General features: G+C 40.4%; 17 protein-coding genes and 3 pseudogenes. 7 read left to right on the top strand and 13 right to left on the bottom strand.

The window, feature by feature from the left end; all coding sequences use genetic code 11:
• The first annotated feature begins 5 nt into the window (after positions 1-5).
• From NOS7107_RS26080 to tnpA, 3 genes and pseudogenes are all read left to right on the top strand, one after another.
• Positions 6-1293: pseudogene (locus NOS7107_RS26080) on the top strand (ISKra4 family transposase).
• A gap of 51 nt (positions 1294-1344) precedes the next feature.
• Entirely contained in the window at positions 1345-1746 is a 402-nt protein-coding gene (locus NOS7107_RS26075; protein ID WP_015115929.1) for a hypothetical protein, read from the top strand.
• Between the two features lie 81 nt (positions 1747-1827).
• A pseudogene (gene tnpA / locus NOS7107_RS28240) lies at positions 1828-2058 on the top strand (IS200/IS605 family transposase); the annotation flags it as partial.
• Positions 2059-2092: 34 nt separating this feature from the next.
• Here the strand turns inward: tnpA and NOS7107_RS26070 are convergent.
• From NOS7107_RS26070 to NOS7107_RS28865, 13 genes and pseudogenes are all read right to left on the bottom strand, one after another.
• Positions 2093-2698, bottom strand: a complete 606-nt coding sequence (locus NOS7107_RS26070) for a Uma2 family endonuclease (protein ID WP_015115928.1) — start codon at positions 2696-2698, stop codon at positions 2093-2095.
• A 191-nt stretch (positions 2699-2889) separates the two neighbouring features.
• Positions 2890-3069: a hypothetical protein gene (locus NOS7107_RS26065; RefSeq protein WP_015115927.1), complete on the bottom strand. Its 180-nt coding sequence runs from the start codon at positions 3067-3069 to the stop codon at positions 2890-2892.
• Positions 3070-3091: 22 nt separating this feature from the next.
• Complete coding sequence (locus NOS7107_RS26060; RefSeq protein WP_015115926.1) at positions 3092-3736, bottom strand: hypothetical protein; 645 nt, start codon at positions 3734-3736, stop codon at positions 3092-3094.
• A gap of 210 nt (positions 3737-3946) precedes the next feature.
• Entirely contained in the window at positions 3947-4138 is a 192-nt protein-coding gene (locus NOS7107_RS26055; protein ID WP_015115925.1) for a hypothetical protein, read from the bottom strand.
• 198 nt (positions 4139-4336) lie between these two features.
• A complete protein-coding gene (locus NOS7107_RS26050) occupies positions 4337-4540 on the bottom strand; it encodes a hypothetical protein (protein ID WP_015115924.1) in 204 nt (67 codons plus the stop codon).
• Positions 4541-4556: 16 nt separating this feature from the next.
• A complete protein-coding gene (locus NOS7107_RS26045) occupies positions 4557-6020 on the bottom strand; it encodes a hypothetical protein (protein ID WP_015115923.1) in 1464 nt (487 codons plus the stop codon).
• A gap of 422 nt (positions 6021-6442) precedes the next feature.
• Positions 6443-6853 (bottom strand): hypothetical protein, encoded by a 411-nt coding sequence (locus NOS7107_RS26040; RefSeq protein WP_015115922.1) that lies wholly within the window; start codon positions 6851-6853, stop codon positions 6443-6445.
• 7 nt (positions 6854-6860) lie between these two features.
• Positions 6861-7025, bottom strand: a complete 165-nt coding sequence (locus NOS7107_RS29100) for a hypothetical protein (RefSeq protein WP_015115921.1) — start codon at positions 7023-7025, stop codon at positions 6861-6863.
• Positions 7026-7490: 465 nt separating this feature from the next.
• Positions 7491-7976, bottom strand: coding sequence for a hypothetical protein (locus NOS7107_RS26035; RefSeq protein WP_015115920.1), 486 nt, complete (start codon positions 7974-7976; stop codon positions 7491-7493).
• A 174-nt stretch (positions 7977-8150) separates the two neighbouring features.
• Positions 8151-8552 carry a hypothetical protein gene (locus NOS7107_RS26030; protein ID WP_015115919.1) on the bottom strand — a complete coding sequence of 134 codons (402 nt, stop codon included), beginning with the start codon at positions 8550-8552 and terminating at the stop codon, positions 8151-8153.
• A 51-nt stretch (positions 8553-8603) separates the two neighbouring features.
• Positions 8604-9887: pseudogene (locus NOS7107_RS26025) on the bottom strand (ISKra4 family transposase).
• Between the two features lie 151 nt (positions 9888-10038).
• Positions 10039-10230: a hypothetical protein gene (locus NOS7107_RS26015; protein WP_015115917.1), complete on the bottom strand. Its 192-nt coding sequence runs from the start codon at positions 10228-10230 to the stop codon at positions 10039-10041.
• Between the two features lie 273 nt (positions 10231-10503).
• Positions 10504-10827, bottom strand: a complete 324-nt coding sequence (locus NOS7107_RS28865; protein WP_044500367.1) for a hypothetical protein — start codon at positions 10825-10827, stop codon at positions 10504-10506.
• A gap of 123 nt (positions 10828-10950) precedes the next feature.
• On the opposite strand from NOS7107_RS28865, the gene NOS7107_RS26005 reads away from it, so the two are divergent.
• From NOS7107_RS26005 to NOS7107_RS25985, 4 genes are all read left to right on the top strand, one after another.
• Positions 10951-16551 (top strand): tetratricopeptide repeat protein, encoded by a 5601-nt coding sequence (locus NOS7107_RS26005; protein WP_015115916.1) that lies wholly within the window; start codon positions 10951-10953, stop codon positions 16549-16551.
• Between the two features lie 339 nt (positions 16552-16890).
• Entirely contained in the window at positions 16891-17727 is an 837-nt protein-coding gene (locus NOS7107_RS26000; RefSeq protein ID WP_083889753.1) for an IS4 family transposase, read from the top strand.
• A 37-nt stretch (positions 17728-17764) separates the two neighbouring features.
• Positions 17765-18641 (top strand): IS630 family transposase gene (locus tag NOS7107_RS28230; RefSeq protein WP_253274444.1). Its coding sequence is split into 2 segments (ribosomal slippage): positions 17765-18094 and positions 18096-18641, totalling 876 coding nucleotides; the frame shifts between segments, so codons are not numbered across the junction.
• Positions 18604-18996, top strand: a complete 393-nt coding sequence (locus NOS7107_RS25985) for a hypothetical protein (protein WP_044500366.1) — start codon at positions 18604-18606, stop codon at positions 18994-18996. Before NOS7107_RS28230 ends, NOS7107_RS25985 begins: the two co-directional genes overlap by 38 nt.
• Positions 18997-19007 lie beyond the last annotated feature (11 nt).

Genomic DNA, 19007 nt, shown 5'->3' with positions numbered 1-19007 from the left:
GACCCATGAACAACCTCCAATCAATTCTGTCTCACATCAGTGACACACTCTTCGACTTACCGGAGTGTCACCATTTAGAAGAATTTGTGGGCGAATTCTACAATATGTGGCTAAAATTAGGGAATTTTGTGCAACAAAGCTTATTCCAAGCCTTAATTGAAGAAAAAGAAGTCGAATACTCACATCCGAGAACTAAACGAGAAAAAAGATATTACACCCCATTAGGTGAAATGGTTCTTGTACGTAGAGCTTATGAGACAACAGATGGTATTAAAGTCCTAGTTGATGAAGAGTTAGGGCTACCAAAAGATAAATGGCTACCAATGGTATGAGAATTAGCCTGTGCCTTGGGAGTTAGTAGTGAATTTCCAAATTCTCACTCTTTGTTTCAAAAATGGACAAGACTAGATTTGACACAAAAAACCTTAGCTAATCAAGTAGAAAAGACAGGAAATCAATTACAAACACAAGAGTTTCAGGTTCGATGTGAGCCAGACACTTCTTCACAGTTTGAAATTCCCAATCAAGAGCAAGAACCACCAGATTTATTATATGTGGGAGTTGATGGAGTCATGACTCCCTTGAATCAAAAACAAGGATATAAAGAAGCAAAAAGTTGGTGTAATTTTCTGGAGTAAAGACCATAAAAAACTTGGTAAAAAAAGAGGTGTAATCCGACAACGAGAATATGTAGCTACTTTAAAATCACGCGGAGAATTTAGAGAAAGAGTATCGCAGTTATATAATCAAGTAGCAGGTAAAAAAAACACAAAAACCGTATTTCTTGGTGACGGCGCACATTGGATTTGGGCGATGGCATCAGAACAATTTCCAGGCGCAGTGGAGATTCTCGACTTTTTTCATCTCTCGGAATATGTGTGGGCAGTGGCGAAAGCCGCTTATCCAAACAAAGAAGACTATCAAAAGGATTGGGTAAAAACTCAACAACAACTTTTGAAAAAATCTGAATGGACTACAGTAATTGAAAATTGTCATCACTTCCCCAAAAAGAAGAAAGATTTAAGCAAAGCAATTACTAATTTAGAGCGTTATTTAACTAATAATCAGAGTCGGATTGATTATCGCTCCTACTTTAAAAGTACTGGTTTAATGATTGGTTCAGGAGTTGTTGAAAGTTCCAATCGACGTGTGGTTACTCAAAGATTAAAACAGGCTGGTATGCACTGGTCTTTTTTTGGAGCAGAAGGAGTTATGGCTCTGAGGGCAGCATATTTAAGTAATTCAACGCGATGGTCAAATTTTTGGTCATCCTTATCTTATAATTCCCCATAAGTTAGCATAAAGCTGACGATAATATTTGTCCTTTTAAGCTTGTATTTAATAGTGGTCAAAACGAGAGAACAAAGTCTTTCAGATTTAGCAGACAGAATAGAACAATTACAAACCAAAAGGGAAGAAATCAACCAAGAAATCCCCACTCTCCTTAAAAGTGAGGTAGCTGAATCTGGTTGTTGGATTGTTCGTTACCGAGCTAAGGGTAAGGGTGGAGCTTATTGGTATTACAAGTGGCAATCATCCCAGGCCATCTTTGTTACCAAAAATGGATTTAAGAGTTGCCATCAATATATTGGTAAAGCAGGTAGCCCAGCTTTCTTGAAGGCAGTTGAGATGATGAAAAATCGGACAAAAATCGAAGCGTTAAACCAAGTGCTTCATACACTAGCGCTAGGATTAAATGACCTAGTTGAAGAAGCTACAAGATATCAGAAATCTGATGAGAGTTAAACCATCCTCTTAGTCAGAGTTTAGTTAGCGTATGATATCCGCTAACTATTTTCTCTTCCCCACACTTTTTTTCGTTCACCCGGAGAATCAGACCACATTCATACAGTGATTGAGTTCCCGCCTAAACTTTCAATATCTCAAATAGTTAATGCACTAAAAGGGGTATCTAGTCGCAGATACGGTCAAGCAGGATTGCCAAAACCTTATGGTAAACAAGCTCTATGGAGTCCAAGTTATTTCGTGTCTTCTGTTGGGGGTGCGCCGCTTGAAGTTCTGAAAAAGTACATCCAGAATCAAGAAAAGCCGTCGTAGAACGACGGGGTTTTAAACCCATTTTTCTGATAACTCAACTTGGCATAATATCGTCAAGTTTCATCCGTAAATTAGGTAACAAATAAGATGAAATAACTTCTCCTAGGCGATATTGATGTTGTTCATATACTCCATCAACTAATTGGCAAACAGTGAAAGTCGGTCGTTTTGGATTCCCAATAAATTGTAAACCACCCAATCCTCGAAAATCGACAATCCAATATTCAGTTATATTAAGAAAGGCATATTCTTCAACTTTTCTAGCATAGTCATCCTGCCAATTAGTACTGACAACTTCAGCAACTAGCTTAATTGTATTACCGTTACAAATAATCGGTTCTTTTTGCCACAGAGGTTCCCCCGCTAATTGTTCTTTATCTAAAACGATCACATCAGGACGCAAAGCTGTAGCTTCAGCAGCAGGTGGTTTAATCAAACAGGTTTTTGGCACTATCCAATTAAACTTAGAATGAAAAATTTCGACATAGATTCTACCTGCGATATTCCCGGCAACAGCTTCGTGAGGGCCTGTAGGTTCCATGTCTCTTAATTCTCCATCAATTAGTTCGTAACGCGTATTGTCCCCATGTTCAGTGATAAATTCTTCAAAACTCAGTATTTTCGGTGGGGTATAGGTCATGAAAAATCTCCAAGGGTTTAGTATCTCTGAAAAATTCTAGAAACCTTATCCAAATTTTATTGTAGAAAATCTAATTAACTATTCCTGAATTCTCTCTATTTCACTCCAAACAACAAAACCAATCCCTAAAATTACGCTCAACCCCAAGATAAACCCTGAAGGACGACCACCAGTTATCAACAAAGTAAAAACTAATCTTCCTTATTCCGAGCCGCCCGTAAAACCTGAGATTGATACTCCTGAATTTTCTCTAAAATCTCTTGACGTTGTGAATGCTCTTCAAGGGATTTGCTAATGGCAGCAAATTCGTCTACTACAATTACATGAGGCTGTTCGCTAGTATTATTTGCGGTTGGGTCTTGGGAGTTCATATTTTTTATTTAATAGTTTTATCTAGTTATTATTTACAGCAAAATCCGGGCAAGACACTCCATCCCAACCATAAGGGTGAACGGCGCAAATTAATAATTCTTCAGCATATTCTTGCCCGTGATAGTTAGCACAGCCAATACAAACTGCTGGTTGTGTTATTTGCTCGTAAAAATCATCAGAATTATCATCTAATTCATCAACTAAGGAAATATGACAATTAGGGCAAGAATGTATTTCTCGCCCGTGATCATCAACCAAACAAGTTACAGAGTGCCAACATTCAACAGCTTCTCCATGAAAATAAGGATAGCTGCAAAAGCAGACAATGATTTCTCCATAATTATCGTTGTCCTTAATAGCCTCAAAATATTCTGGACTAACCTTCCAGTCTTGTTGTTGAGAAATTGTTCGGGGATAACCTAAATTATTGACTGTCCAAAGTTTATTATCTCGAATTATTCTTAATTCAAACGTGGCGTAGTCGTGGCTTAACCCTTCAAGCTCACAGTATTGTTTGGCATCATTATAATCAAAACTACGCTTGCTTACTTTTAGGCTTTTCTCTTGAGGATATGTCTGAATCACTAAATATTCACCCTCAGAAAAAGAATTGATTCTTAAAGCAACTTCTTCATTTAGAAATAACAAATCTGCGGCTGTATCCATAGTGCGAAGCTTCTCTAACTAATTATTTCATACTTCTGTTATTTTCATCCCAAACAACAAAACCAATACCTAAAACTACACTCAACCCTAAGTTAAACTCTGAAGTTTAACCACCAGTAATCAACAGCACAACTAAAAATCTTAACCCAAAATAAGCTGTTTGCTTGAGTAGATGAGCAAGCTTATTTTTCATCTCATAAATGTTCATAATTACCCAGCCCAAGGACGACTACCATCCCGATGAAGTTCTACAGCAATATCAAATGCTGCGAACTTGTGCGGATCTGAAATTACTGTTGGGAAATCTTTTGTAATGTTGGGGTTGGCGCGGAGATAGGGGTCTTTGATCAAAGCCAATTGCTGGTAATAATAGTGGATTAACTTAGGTTTTTGATTGTTCATAGAAACTTATTCCTTGAAGTGGGATCGCTCAATCCTAATCTTCTTCTATTAGCTGCTGTAATTGCTCAAGCAAATGCTTGGCTTGTATTTTCGTTATCTTGATATCAACGAAATGTTCATTACTTTCTGGAACTTTTCGGAGTTCTCCACTAGCAGTCGTGCAAATTTGGCAGAAATATCCGTCTGCGTTTGATGCCCCTAATTGAATAATGACATATTCTCAGGAGTTACTTTTTGGAATCGAGCAGCCAGATTGTACGCCGAATGTTCCTCGTTTGGTTCTACAACTGGCATATCTTCTGACCAAATTATCAGCTTGCGTCGGTCTAATTCCGCTAGAGAATGGGCATTCACAACATCAAGAATAGACTCAGGGAGACAACGAATTATATGTTTAATCATATTTTTCCTGAAAATGTTAATTTTGGTTATTATTCCAGCCGTCGAACTTATATCTAAGATGAGAATCCTGGAGTAATTTTTCGATTCCTAAACGAATTAAATCTGGTGGAACTCCGTCTAAATTCAATTCCTGACGAATAAACTCATCGATTGAAGTGGCTGTGGTTTTTTCTAACAGTGCCAACATCTGTTGAGCTTGGGTTAGAGACTTGTCTGATGAATTATTTTCAGTCCCAAAAGGCTGCTGATTGCTGGGAGTAGAATCAATAAACTTATTGGTATCCCGGTCATAGCCAGAAAAATTCTTTAACTGTGGCATGGGGAACCATTCATTGATACCTCCGTAATAAACTGCCCGACCAACCGGTGATTGTGCGGCAATTTCCATCACTTGGGTTGAAGTAATCTTGCGATCGCTCGGAATAAGTTGAGTGGCGATCATGGCACTGTAAGCTGGGACTTTATCGGGCGAAACCAAGGCGACTGAGGTTAACTGAGAGCGCAAACCGCCAGAAATGCCCAAGTCGTCCGTGCTCCCGTTTTGAACGACAATCCAAAAATACCAACCGGAGCTATCACCGCAAGAACAGTAAGAGATGATTTTGTCCTTGAGCCAACCAATTTCACCCTTAGCATTTTTGAACTTGGAACAAACAGCCGTGCCTTCATCCAGAATGATCAGCTTTGGGCCGGAGATTTTCTGGAACTCGGTAAAGCATTCTTTGACCCAATTGACGGCTTCGGCGGGAGACATTTCAAGAATCTTGGCGCGTTTGAGGGTATCAACACGACCATTGAAATAACCAGTTTCTTTCTCGTCACCTTTGGGGTCAATATAAAAGATATGTATGCCAGGATGCAGCCGCTTGATGGCATCGATGGCGTTGCTAATGGTGATGCCCTTGCCAGAACCAGGAACACCAACCCACAGCATATTAGTAACTTTTCTGGCAATGTGACCGATTAAGTCATATTCAGTATGGGGAGATTTCGTGTAGGTGGAGATTTCAGTATTAATAATTTGATCTGTGGTGGACGAAGAGGATGACTGAGAATGCACAGGATAAATCTCATCCCGATTAATTTGTGGTGTTAATACTTGTGTTGTTTGAGAGACTGGAGTTGGTAATTGTGCAAATCGCGCCGGAGGGATACCCAAATTCTGGGGTTTGGTTGCTTGCTGAATGGCCTCCACTTGTTGATAGTTGACTCTGGGGTCGATGGTAACTTGCGCCAAATGCCCAGATAATTGTTCAGTAGTGGGAAACTGCCCTTTCAGCTGAATAAACCAATCGAGTAGCCAACGGTAAGCGTAAAATCTTTTCCCAGGCTCAACGGCATTCAGGTATTCACAGACAACATGAGAACATTGCTTGAGCATGGCGAACTCGTATTTCTCCATTGGCTCTAAGTGCAGCATCAACTCGGCAAGTTCGTTCTGATTAGCAAAATATTCTTCCCTGGCAACACTATCACCCATAGCCGAGAGGAAACTGAGGAAGTCGCCACGAATAAAAGGAATTGGTGCAAATTGATGAGTATCGTTTAAGTCCTGAACAATTGACCAGAGATAACCAACTCCGGCAACAACTGCACCAATCGGAGCAAGCGGAGAGGTGGCATAACAAACCGCACCAACCGCAGATGTGGCTAGGGTGATGATTCGGAGTTTGGTTGAGATTTATTTTTGGGAGTGAGGAATTTCATACTCAATATTTTCAATAAGTTGGCGGATTTTTTGCTCTGAAATTAGAGCAATTAGATTAAAAAACAAACATTCGTGAACTGTAATTAGTGGAAATATTTGATGAGTCAAGTCGCTTCTCTACGAGACGCTACGCGAACGCTCCAATTCAAAATTCAAAAAAAGTCAACACACTGTTTACCGCATAAATCGGGAGATCAGTTGTCAAAATCTTGATAAAGTGGCGAATTCTTGCAGGCATTCTTGAATTGATATTTCCATTTCCATTTCCTTGCTTCAATTCGCCCAACGCATTTACCCGTTGAGTCATAGACAAAAACTGTTTCATCTTCGAGATACCCTGTAGTATTGGGTCTGGGGTTAAATCGTTTGGAGTCTAAGTAATCATTGATTCGCAACTTCTTGAAAGAGGGCATCACTCCCAGTTCGTTAATTTTGTCGGCGGTCGCTGCTCGTTGTTCGGCTTTAATGCGTTCTAATTCTTCTGATTCTCTAATGGTGATGCCACTGTTGTAAGTTTTGAATTGGGCTGGTAGTTGCGATAACCAAGGACTAATGATTAAACCCAATCCCAATAACCCCAACAGTGCTTGCTTTTGATATTTCATGAGAGCATTAAGCCCCCTCGTATTGCTCTAAAATTTTGCTGAAATTGTCGATGGTATTTGCGATTGGTTCGTCCTTAACTACTATTTCTTCAGCCTGATTCACCACATTTTCTGGTTCGAGTTGAGGAGATTCAAAGCCGACAGCATTTAAGATTTCACGTTCTAGACACATCAGTATCTCCTGTTTGCAATCTGAATAATTGCCCAAAGAACTACAGAAATAATCATCAACAATCTTAGTAACCAGTTCACTCCTACTCTCAAAGGAGTCTTCCAGAATATTGCCCAGTGAACTAAAGAATGGGCAGTTTTACTCAAGGGAACTATATCTCTTACTGGCAATTCATATTTGAGATTATCGTAAGTCAAATGATGAGCATGATTTGACTTACACCAGGGAAAAATTACGCAGTGTTTTTTGGTTAATTGTTGACATTTGATGGATTTTGCTTTCCATTGGGATGAGCGAATGTAACTTAAATATTCTGGTGAATAGTTCACTGTTGCACTTGGATCTGTTCTGTATTTGTTTGAGGGACTGGGGCTTGGGTAATCCGAATGTAAACAGACAGCCCAACACACACCATAAAAAAGATGATTGAAAACCCCAACCAATTTTGTTGAAAAAATTGTTCTATCAACTTGGTGACTGGAGTGGTTTTTGGAACAAAGAGCGTGTCAAATTTTTCAAGTCCTGAATTGTTGTCGGTGGTGTGGACTTTTTTTCGGGCGTTGGAACTCCTATTTCATCCAAAAATGCTTTTGGATCAAAACCAGAGGTCGCACTATTGGTGAGCGTTTGAACTTCTTGTCTAATTTCGTGTGCAGTCTTGAGTCCGTAGTCTTTGGTAATTTGTTGTCTGATTTCGGGGTTTTTCGCTAACTGATAAATAAACGCTATTTCATCAAATCCCGCTTGTGTTTGTTGCTGTAAACTCTCAACATCAAGCTCACTCTTGATTTGGTTGAATAGTTCTTGTTCAAATTGATGAACAGCTAATGCTTTAGCTACAGCCTTACCTGCCACAATGTCCAAGAACGCTTTGAACGTTTCGCGGCTGACTCCTTCAATCTGCAATTGTTCACTCACACTTTCTATGGCTTGGGTCTGTATATTCGCCAAATTACTACCACCTCCCAATAGCTTCGATTGATCTAGGGTTTTCTGCGCTAGGTTGAACAGCCTTTCTAAGCGATCGCAAACATCAACGCTAAAGGGTGAACGAAAAAAAGTGTGAGGAAGAGAAAATAGTTAGCGGATATCATACGCTAACTAAACTCTGACTAAGAGGATGGTTTAACTCTCATCAGATTTCTGATATCTTGTAGCTTCTTCAACTAGGTCATTTAATCCTAGCGCTAGTGTATGAAGCACTTGGTTTAACGCTTCGATTTTTGTCCGATTTTTCATCATCTCAACTGCCTTCAAGAAAGCTGGGCTACCTGCTTTACCAATATATTGATGGCAACTCTTAAATCCATTTTTGGTAACAAAGATGGCCTGGGATGATTGCCACTTGTAATACCAATAAGCTCCACCCTTACCCTTAGCTCGGTAACGAACAATCCAACAACCAGATTCAGCTACCTCACTTTTAAGGAGAGTGGAGATTTCTTGGTTGATTTCTTCCCTTTTGGTTTGTAATTGTTCTATTCTGTCTGCTAAATCTGAAAGACTTTGTTCTCTCGTTTTGACCACTATTAAATACAAGCTTAAAAGGACAAATATTATCGTCAGCTTTATGCTAACTTATGGGGAATTATAAGATAAGGATGACCAAAAATTTGACCATCGCGTTGAATTACTTAAATATGCTGCCCTCAGAGCCATAACTCCTTCTGCTCCAAAAAAAGACCAGTGCATACCAGCCTGTTTTAATCTTTGAGTAACCACACGTCGATTGGAACTTTCAACAACTCCTGAACCAATCATTAAACCAGCTTTTAAATAGGAGCGATAATCAATCCGACTCTGATTATTAGTTAAATAACGCTCTAAATTAGTAATTGCTTTGCTTAAATCTTTCTTCTTTTTGGGGAAGTGATGACAATTTTCAATTACTGTAGTCCATTCAGATTTTTTCAAAAGTTGTTGTTGAGTTTTTACCCAATCCTTTTGATAGTCTTCTTTGTTTGGATAAGCGGCTTTCGCCACTGCCTACACATATTCCGAGAGATGAAAAAAGTCGAGAATCTCCACTGCGCCTGGAAATTGTTCTGATGCCATCGCCCAAATCCAATGTGCGCCGTCACCAAGAAATACGGTTTTTGTGTTTTTTTTACCTGCTACTTGATTATATAACTGCGATACTCTTTCTCTAAATTCTCCGCGTGATTTTAAAGTAGCTACATATTCTCGTTGTCGGATTACACCTCTTTTTTTACCAAGTTTTTTATGGTCTTTACTCCAGAAAATTACACCAACTTTTGCTTCTTTATATCCTTGTTTTTGATTCAAGGGAGTCATGACTCCATCAACTCCCACATATAATAAATCTGGTGGTTCTTGCTCTTGATTGGGAATTTCAAACTGTGAAGAAGTGTCTGGCTCACATCGAACCTGAAACTCTTGTGTTTGTAATTGATTTCCTGTCTTTTCTACTTGATTAGCTAAGGTTTTTTGTGTCAAATCTAGTCTTGTCCATTTTTGAAACAAAGAGTGAGAATTTGGAAATTCACTACTAACTCCCAAGGCACAGGCTAATTCTCATACCATTGGTAGCCATTTATCTTTTGGTAGCCCTAACTCTTCATCAACTAGGACTTTAATACCATCTGTTGTCTCATAAGCTCTACGTACAAGAACCATTTCACCTAATGGGGTGTAATATCTTTTTTCTCGTTTAGTTCTCGGATGTGAGTATTCGACTTCTTTTTCTTCAATTAAGGCTTGGAATAAGCTTTGTTGCACAAAATTCCCTAATTTTAGCCACATATTGTAGAATTCGCCCACAAATTCTTCTAAATGGTGACACTCCGGTAAGTCGAAGAGTGTGTCACTGATGTGAGACAGAATTGATTGGAGGTTGTTCATGGGTCTTTTGGTTGCATGACATCAAGAGCTATGTTAGCGTATGATGTCCGCTAACTACTCTCCCACACCTTTTTTCGTTCACCCTTATTAGGGATGCCTCCCAGCCTTAAATCGATTGGATGAACATCCGTTACAGAATTTGATTGCTCCCTTAAACATCAATATTTATCTGTTCTATCTGTCTGGCCGCTTTGTCCCAAAGCTTGGCAGAATTTTCATCTTGCCAGTGAGTTCTCAAATTTTCGGCTTTTTTATGACAAATTCGTTCTAACATTTCTAAAACGGCTGCCAATGTTAATTGGTCAACAACTGACTCTAGAGAATCCATGTATTCTTTAGTCATAGCTACCCTTGTCAATTACTTATAATTACGCCCATCAGTTGGAGGTTTGAATTGTGGCTCATACTATTTTATCTTTACCTTAGCTTATCCAAAAGCTTTGTCTATTAATGCTTTGGGATTCTTTATACAAAGGTAAAAGAGTTTTGAAATCATTGGCTATTTTGTTAATTATTTGATAAATCTCTTGTGTAAATTATCAGTATTTTTTGGATAAACAAGTCAATTTTCTTACTTATTTACTCATGGAACAGATAGAAAATGAGGTATTAGCAATCATCTGTGCGTTAATTGGGACAAAAGCAACAACAATGTAACCACTTGTTTCAAGTGCATGGTTCGAGTGGGCGCGGCGGCAGCGGATTGTGTTGGCGATGTCGGGTGGGGTTGTTTATACAATTGATGGGGAGGCTGTTGAGTTGCGGGAGATGATGCGGTGGTTGCCGGGTGGAAGATAGCTGGCGCTCGTAGGGTTGCCAGAAATTGATAACCATTGGTTATCAATTTTTCATCCGCCACAATTTGACAACAATTGAGAGAAATTGACGAAGATTTATACCGCGCCAAGCAACGAGAGCGATTGCCTTTCTCTATTTTCACTGCTTCTCAAAATCCTAATTGCAAATTACCCAGATATTAACTCGCAATGAGATTTTATATTGTATCTTTGTAAGATAGATTAAAATTCCCAAAAATATTTTCAAATTCCAAAAAATATCTTCGATGCAATCCCCAAGATTTGGACTGAATGCACTTGCTATTTTATTGACTATCTTTGCCATTGAGAGTGGGCTGGTAAACTATAGCTCTATTCAAAGGCAAGCTGTTGCAGGACAATTAATTGCTAATTCTCAGGTTTTTTCTCAAATCTCAGAAGCTCAAAAACTTTTAGCAGATAAGCTTTTTAAGCAAGGTGATCAACACCTTGATAAAAGCAAATTTCTAAGTGCATTACAGTCTTTTCAACAAGCATTAAATATTTATCAAGCAATTGGCGATCGCGCTCACACAGCCGCAGTTCTCAACAAACTCGGAGAAGTTTATCGCCATCAAGGACAAACTCAAACCGCCCTTCAACATCATAAACAAGCTTTAGCAATTACACGGGAATTGAATAACCGTGGAGAGGAAGCCGCATCACTGCATCACATCGCCGCAGTTGACGAAATCCAAGGACAGTACAAAAATGCTGTGCAATCCTACCAGCAAGCTTTATCAATGCGGCGTGAGGTAAAAGATAAATCTGGGGAAGCGATTACTTTGATTGGCTTGGGAAATACTTACGTTAGCTATATTAAATCGCAACTTTACTACCAGACGATCAAAAAGCCGGAGGAAATTAAGTCTTACTTGGAGGTAAGAAAATATTACCAGCAAGCCTTAATGATTATGGAGGCTTTGGGCGATGGGGCGGGTGTTGGTTGGAGTCTCAACGGTATTGGCATGACTTACGCCACAGTAGATCAAAAAGAACAAGCTGTGAAATATTACGAACAAGCCTTAGCCCAGATGCGTCAAGCAGGCGATCGCATCGGCGAAGCTACAGTAATGTTGAATTTGAGCCAAGATTACAACTGGGGAATCGACAATCAACGGGAATCGCGCCCGATTTCCCTGGATTTCTCCGAACCAGCTTTAGCTATTGTCCGCGAAATTGGCGATCGCCCGTTAACAGCAAAAATCCTGAATGCGATCGCCTCTACCTACAAAAACACCTTCACTCACAAAAACAAAGGAGGACAGCCGCAAATAGCCCTGGAGTATTATCAACAGGCTTTACCAATAGCGCGAGAAATTGGCGATCGCTCCCTGGAAGAGAAAATCCTGAATAATCTGGGCTATATTTACCATAACCAAGGCTACCCACAAACGGCGCAGGAGTATCAAGAACAAGCGTTAGCCATCAGACAGGAAATGGGTGTTCATGTGGGGTGGGCGACAAATATTGTCAAACAGGCAATTTTGGTGACTTACAACATACCCCAAAAAAGACCAACTTTAATTACACTGCTGACAGGGGAAGCACTCATCCACTACCGCAACGGTGAAGCTCACGCCAAGTTTGCAAGATACCCAGCCGCCTTGTCATCCTATCAGCAAGCTTTAGCGATCGTCCGTCAGCAAAAAAATCGTCCCTGGGAATGGGTAATTCTCAATCAAATGGGGACAATTTACGAAAGTCTCGGACAGTTACAAGTAGCCTTAGATGCCTATCAGCAAAGCTTGGCAATTCGTCGGGAAGTTGATGAACAGGCAACAAAAACACCAATTCCCCAGACAATTCGGGTAGCCTTTGGTACTGATGTCAACATTCATCGCCCAGAGGGAATCAAACTAGAAGATGGACTCAGCAACGGTTTGATTCAGGTAGGGAAAGGAAAACCAATCAAAACTGCCATCACGACTGTTGAATCCGCAGAAATAGCCGAAATAGAGAAACGCGGACAATGGCTAGAAGTAATCGCTGGGGTAGCTGGATGGCAGAACTTTGCTGAAAATGAGGAAGAAAATACCTTAGCGAATATTGCAGATATCCACAAAACTCTAGGACAGTACCAAACTGCCTTGCAATTCTACAAAGAAGCCTTGGCAATCATCAATGCAGAAATGTCCAGCCCAGAAAATGTCGAAGTTCGTTGGCGCAGAGAGGAATTGTCACCAGGAGATTATCGCCAGCAGGAACAGCGAATTAAAAGAAGCATGGGTGCAGTTTACGCAGTATTAGGACAGTATCAGACTGCCTTGGATGATTATCAGCAATCTCTGGCAATTGTGGACATGGAGAACAGTAGCCACAGGTTGGTTAATCAAAAACCGATATTGTTAACCCAAATTGGGGAAATTTACACCAATTTAGGACAGTATGAAGCAGCGTTGACAGCTTACCAGCAAGCATTAGCGATCGCTCGTGATCCTCAAACTCAAGATAACTATTTTGTACCAGAACAACAAATCCGCCAATTTGGACAACAGGAATTATTTCGCTGGACAAGAATACCCTTTGAAAAGCCAGATCAAGCCGCAATTCTCAACAGTATCGCCGCAATTTACGCCAAATTAGGGCAGAAGCAAACAGCGCAGGAGTATCGTAAGCAAGCAAGCACATTACAGCGCGAAATTAGCAACCGTAGTCAAGAAAATATTACAGGTCAAAAAGCCGTCTTAATTGCGGAAGTTGGTAGGGATGCAGCGAAAAAAACTCTTGTGCAAGTACACCCCCTAGAGGGAGAAGCAGTAGTTTTGTTTGCCAAGGGAAACAGTTACGCAACTCAAGGACAATACCTCAAAACTCAGTACCAAGCGGCATTACAAGCTTACCGGCAAGCCTTAACAATTGTTCGCCAGCAAAAAAATCGCCCTTGGGAGGGGATAATTCTCACCCAGATGAGTGCAGTTTACAAACAATTAGGAGAAAATCAAGCCGTTACTCAAGTTGATCAACAAGCCTTGGCAATTAGACAGGAAATCGCAAAACAAAGTGATAATACAGCAACTATCCTGAGCAAAACGCCGTTGAGCGGGGCTTTTGATGGCGAACAAATCGAAATTCGCTTTTCATCTGGAAAAATTACGACTTTTAACCCCGTAGGTGGCGTGATTTTCTTCGCTCAAACACCAGAAAAATTGAAAGCTGATCAACTGTATGAAGTAGGTTGGCAGCAATATATAAAAAGGGAATATGCCAGAGCCATCAAAACCTTTGAAACAGCTTTATTAATTTATCAACAAATAGAAGATAAAACAGGTACGGGCAGAACTTTGTTCCACCTGGGAGACGTTTACCATCGCCAAAGAAATTACCAGCAGGCGTTGAAATATTATCAGCAAGCTTTGGCAATTCAACAAGAAATCGGCGATCGCGGTTGGGAAAAAGCCAGCCTCAACTCCATAGCAGAAATTTACACCATCCAAGGTAATGAATTTTCGAGAGCAGGTAAATATCGAGAAGCTTTAGAAAAATACCAACGAGTTTTGGAGATTGCAAAAAAAATAGGTGATGAGCCAAAGCAATGGCAGACTTTCCATCGCATGGCGAGAGTTTACAGCAGCTTGGGAGAGTATAAATTAGCTCTCGATTACTATCAAAAAGCCTTACCCATCCGGCAAGAAATTTTAGGCACCTGGGTAGGAATTGAATTTGATATGGGACAGATTTATAAAGTGTTAGGACAATACGAACTGGCTTTAAAAGCTTATCAGGAAGCCTTAAAAATCGCCAGACAACCCGTACTGCTCGAATCAGACGGAAACAGAATAGGAGACATTGCAGGTGAAGTGAGGGTGCTGAATGCGATCGGCAATATTCACTACAGACAAGAAAAGTATGAATTAGCGTTAGATTTCCATCAGCAAGCCTTAACAGTGCTGCAAAAAATTCAGAACAAAGAACAACAAGAATTTCTCAAAGCAACAACATATTACAATATTGGGATTGTTCACTTCAAGCAAGAAAAATATCAATTAGCCTTGGAGTATTTGCAACCACCTTTAACTATTTATCAACAATTCCAATCCAGAAATGCACAAGGGATAAATCTCTACGCCATAGGAAACGTTTATTTAGAGCAAGGGCAATATGAATTAGCCGGAAAATTCTTACAACAAAGTTTAGTAATTGCTCAAGAAATTGGCAACAAAGAAGTTGAAGGATACATTCTCAATACTATCGGGAAGTTACTTGAAAAACAGAACCAACCAGAATTAGCAATTATCTTCTTCAAACAATCAGTAAATGCTAGAGAAACAATTCGCAATAATATTCGGGAATTAAGCAAAGAACAACAGCAATCTTATACCGAAACCATTGCCAAAGATTATCGCCATTTAGCCGATATCCTGCTGCAACGCAACCGAATTTTAGAAGCGCAACAAGTACTAGACTTACTCAAAGTCCAAGAAATTGATGATTATCTCCGCGACGTGCGAGGAAGTGAAAAAACGGCGACTGGTGTTGTGGAACGTCCCCAAGAACGGCAAATTCGAGAGGTGATGCAAGCAGAATTTGAGCAAGCGATCGCCCTTGGTAGAGAACTCGCCCAACTGGAAAACATTAGTGTCAGCAGCCGCACTCCAGCCCAGAAACAGCGTATTTTAGAATTACGCAAAATTCAGCAGACACTAGCCAAAGACTTTAACACCTTCCTCGATAGCCCGAAAGTGCGCGAATGGATCGCCCAACTCCAGCAAACCACCCAAGGGCAGAATTTTAACCTGGAATCCTCTGCCAGCGTCTTACAGGATAACTTAAAACAACTTCAGCAAGGCGCAGTCATACTTTATCCTCTAGTATTGAGCGATCGCTTAGAACTAGTTTTAGTCACTCCCTACGCACCGCCCATCCGCCGCACCGTGGCTGTCACTCAAGCAGAACTCAACCGAGCAATTTTGGAATTTCGCACCACTTTACCAAAACGTACCCCAAAAATCACAGTTCCAGCCCAAAAACTCTACGATTTGCTGATTAAACCCCTAGAAAATGACTTAGCGCAAGCACAAGCCAAAACCATCATCTATGCTCCCGACGGACAACTGCGTTATGTTCCTCTAGCCGCCCTTTATGACGGTCAAAAATGGTTAATTGAACGCTTCCAAATCAATAATATTACTGCCGTCAGCTTAACCGACCTCAACACCAAACCCCACAATCAATTAAATGTATTAGCGGCAGCCTTTACCCAAGGCAACTATAGTTTTCAGGTAGGATCTCAGCAGTTTGACTTTTCCGGTTTACCCTTTGCTAGTTTAGAAATCGAAACACTCGCTCAAACCATTCCCAGCACCAAAAAATTATTAGACAAGCAATTCAATTCAGATATTGTGCTGGAAATGAATGATTACGCCATCGTCCATTTAGCAACTCACGCCGCATTTACCACCGGACAGCCAGAAGAATCATTTATTTTGTTAGGAAATGGCGATCGCGTCACCCTCCGAGATATCAAAAACTGGCGATTGCCCAATGTCGATTTAATCGTACTTTCAGCCTGTGAAACCGGATTAGGCGATCAATTTGGCAATGGTAGAGAAATTCTCGGTTTTGGCTACCAGATACAACAAACAGGCGCAAGAGCCGCGATCGCCTCTTTGTGGTCAGTAGATGATGGCGGTACACAAGTACTAATGAATGCTTTTTACAACATCCTTGCCCAAGGCAAAACAACCAAGGCCGAAGCCCTACGTCAAGCACAAATTGCCCTGATTACGGGAAACTACTCAAAAATGAGTTTTCCGCCCCATAAAAGTAACCTCACTCCACAGATAAGCGAGCATCTCAGTCATCCTTTTTACTGGTCAGCCTTTATTTTGATTGGCAATGGTTTGTGATCAAAACAGCACCTTTGCGCGGCAGTCGCTTTAAGTTGGGGAACCCGCCCAACGCGCTGCCTTGCCTTTGCGCGAAACAAAATTCATCCCTTTAATTAGTTAGCAACGCCGAAAATCTAATGGCTGCGGCGATCGCTGTCAACTCTGTACTCTGTAACCCTTCAAGGGGCGACAATCGCCTCTAAACCCTGCAAGCTAAAGGTTTGAGAGGCACATAACCCTTGAAAAAATTGGGTGCTTATTGAGAATGAACTGTACAGTTATTAAGCGGCTACCTGTAGGGTACAGTTTAATGGTAAAAAAGAACGGTCTCGTAATTTGATTAAGACCGTCGTCATAATGCTGGCATCATTCTACCAAAACTTCTTAGAAAAATACCTAAATAAAGCACAGTTAATCACCCTGAAGATGTTGGTGTGGTTGTTACAAAATCAGAAGCAGGTAAGGATAGAAAGACTGGCAGCGACTCTACCTTTACCTATACAGCAAAACAGTCGTAGACGGCATTTACAAAGGTTTTTAACACTGAATGCCTTGAGTGTAGTATTGTTGTGGTTTCCGATTATTGAAGCAATAATTAACCAACATTTTAAACTAGGGTCACAATTAACCATTGCTATGGATAGAACGCAGTGGAAAGAAAACAATGTGTTGATGGTTAGTGTAATTTACCAAAAGAGAGCTTGGCCAATATATTGGTGTCTGCTAGGAAAAGATGGTAGTAGTAACTTAGAAGAACAACAAAAAGTATTACGCCCAGTAATTCGCTTATTAAAAAAGTATAAACTAGTAATTATTGGGGATAGAGAATTTCACAGTGTAGAACTAGCACATTGGCTCCAAAAGCAGAACCTGAGTTTTGTATTCCGTCAAAAAAAGGATACTACTTTTCGGAAGAAAAGACAGAAATTTCAGCCTTTGAGTAGCATTGAGATTTACCCAGGTATCCGCTCCTTTTATACCGACATTAAAGTTACTCAAAAAAAAGGTTTTGGTTGCTTCAATTTAGCTGTTTATTGGAAAAGGAAGTATCGAGGAAAGCAAGATAAGGAAGCTTGGTATTTATTAACTAATTTACCTGATTTAAACACTGCCCTCAAAATATATGCTCAACGTTTTGGGATTGAGGCGATGTTCAAAGATTGTATAGCTGTAGCCAATAAGATTAGGACATAAACTATGAAGTATTCCTAGTATTGCGATTCAAACTCAGATGGCTAAACCCTATAGTGATGATTTCCGGCAAAAGGTGATGCAAGCAATTGAGTTGGACGGTCTCAAAAAGAGTGAGGCGAGCCAATTGTTCAATATCAGTCGCAATACGATTAACTTGTGGTGTCAAAGAAAAGCCCAAACGGGTGATATCAAGGTCAAATCGAGGCAGGAATGCCAAAGGGGTGGCAAAATCGATGATTGGGAGAAGTTTCGCGCATTTGTCAAAGCAAATGGTGATAAAACTCAAGTCCAAATGGTAGAGTTATGGGAAGGAGAGATTAGTCAACGCACGATTTCACGGGCATTGCAGAAAATTGGACACACCCGTAAAAAAAACATATGGCTACTGTCAACGAGATGAAGCCAAACGAGCAACCTTTCTAGCACAACTGAAGAACCCAAAAGCACCACACTTGGTTTATGTCGATGAATCGGGAATGGATGAACGAGATAACTACGGCTATGGGTACTCACCAACAGGGGAACGATTTTACGACCTCAAATCCGGTCGGCGACAGGGACGCATTAACATGATTGCTGGGTATCGGGATAATCAATTGATTGCCCCATTTACAGTCGAGGGGGCGTGTAACCGCACAGTGTTTGAAACCTGGCTAGAAACATGTTTGATTCCGGTTTTGCGTCCCGGTGAGTGGGTAATTGTGGATAATGCGACGTTTCATCATGGTGGTCGAATTGCCCAACTCATACATGATGCAGGCTGTGAACTTGTTTATTTACCTCCCTATTCACCAGACCTTAATCGTATTGAGAAGTGTTGGGCATGGTTAAAAAGTAGGATTCGCAAACAATTACACAATTGTGATCATTTACGTGATGCTATCGAATTCGTTCTCAAGCACGCAGCGTCCTAATAAAACTGGCTATAGCTATAAAACAGGTGGGTACAATTTAGAGAGTTCTCAAGCTAATCCTGATAGACTTGTACGTCTAATTTTCTTAATTGCTTTGGCTATGACCAGTGCTTGGTTACATGGGCAAAGAACTAAATTTCAAAAACTTGATTCTTATATTTGTCGCCAAGAAGAAAAAAATAGAACCCAGAAACGTCATAGTAATTTCTGGATAGGTTTATATGGTTTCAATTGGATAGTTGCTTGGTATGGGTGTCAAGCATGGGTCGAGGAACTGGTCGGTTTCAGTCGCAATAAGCAAGCATATTATCAGCGCGGGTTAAGGGCTATGAAGCTTATACAGCAAGCACTTTAGCTTGCTTGTCG

Source organism: Nostoc sp. PCC 7107, from assembly GCF_000316625.1.
Classification (GTDB): Bacteria; Cyanobacteriota; Cyanobacteriia; order Cyanobacteriales; family Nostocaceae; genus Nostoc_B.
This window is presented reverse-complemented; position numbering and strand designations above follow the sequence as displayed.

Excerpts from the sequence above, each read along its gene's own strand:
- NOS7107_RS26070 (WP_015115928.1), bottom strand. The coding sequence starts at position 2,698 with ATGACCTATACCCCACCGAAAATACTGAGTTTTGAAGAATTTATCACT.
- NOS7107_RS26065 (WP_015115927.1), bottom strand. The coding sequence starts at position 3,069 with ATGAACTCCCAAGACCCAACCGCAAATAATACTAGCGAACAGCCTCAT.
- NOS7107_RS26060 (WP_015115926.1), bottom strand. The coding sequence starts at position 3,736 with ATGGATACAGCCGCAGATTTGTTATTTCTAAATGAAGAAGTTGCTTTA.
- NOS7107_RS26055 (WP_015115925.1), bottom strand. The coding sequence starts at position 4,138 with ATGAACAATCAAAAACCTAAGTTAATCCACTATTATTACCAGCAATTG.
- NOS7107_RS26050 (WP_015115924.1), bottom strand. The coding sequence starts at position 4,540 with ATGATTAAACATATAATTCGTTGTCTCCCTGAGTCTATTCTTGATGTT.
- NOS7107_RS26045 (WP_015115923.1), bottom strand. The coding sequence starts at position 6,020 with ATGGGTGATAGTGTTGCCAGGGAAGAATATTTTGCTAATCAGAACGAA.
- NOS7107_RS26040 (WP_015115922.1), bottom strand. The coding sequence starts at position 6,853 with ATGAAATATCAAAAGCAAGCACTGTTGGGGTTATTGGGATTGGGTTTA.
- NOS7107_RS29100 (WP_015115921.1), bottom strand. The coding sequence starts at position 7,025 with ATGTGTCTAGAACGTGAAATCTTAAATGCTGTCGGCTTTGAATCTCCT.
- NOS7107_RS26015 (WP_015115917.1), bottom strand. The coding sequence starts at position 10,230 with ATGACTAAAGAATACATGGATTCTCTAGAGTCAGTTGTTGACCAATTA.
- NOS7107_RS26005 (WP_015115916.1), top strand. The coding sequence starts at position 10,951 with ATGCAATCCCCAAGATTTGGACTGAATGCACTTGCTATTTTATTGACT.
- NOS7107_RS26000 (WP_083889753.1), top strand. The coding sequence starts at position 16,891 with ATGCTGGCATCATTCTACCAAAACTTCTTAGAAAAATACCTAAATAAA.
- NOS7107_RS25985 (WP_044500366.1), top strand. The coding sequence starts at position 18,604 with ATGCTATCGAATTCGTTCTCAAGCACGCAGCGTCCTAATAAAACTGGC.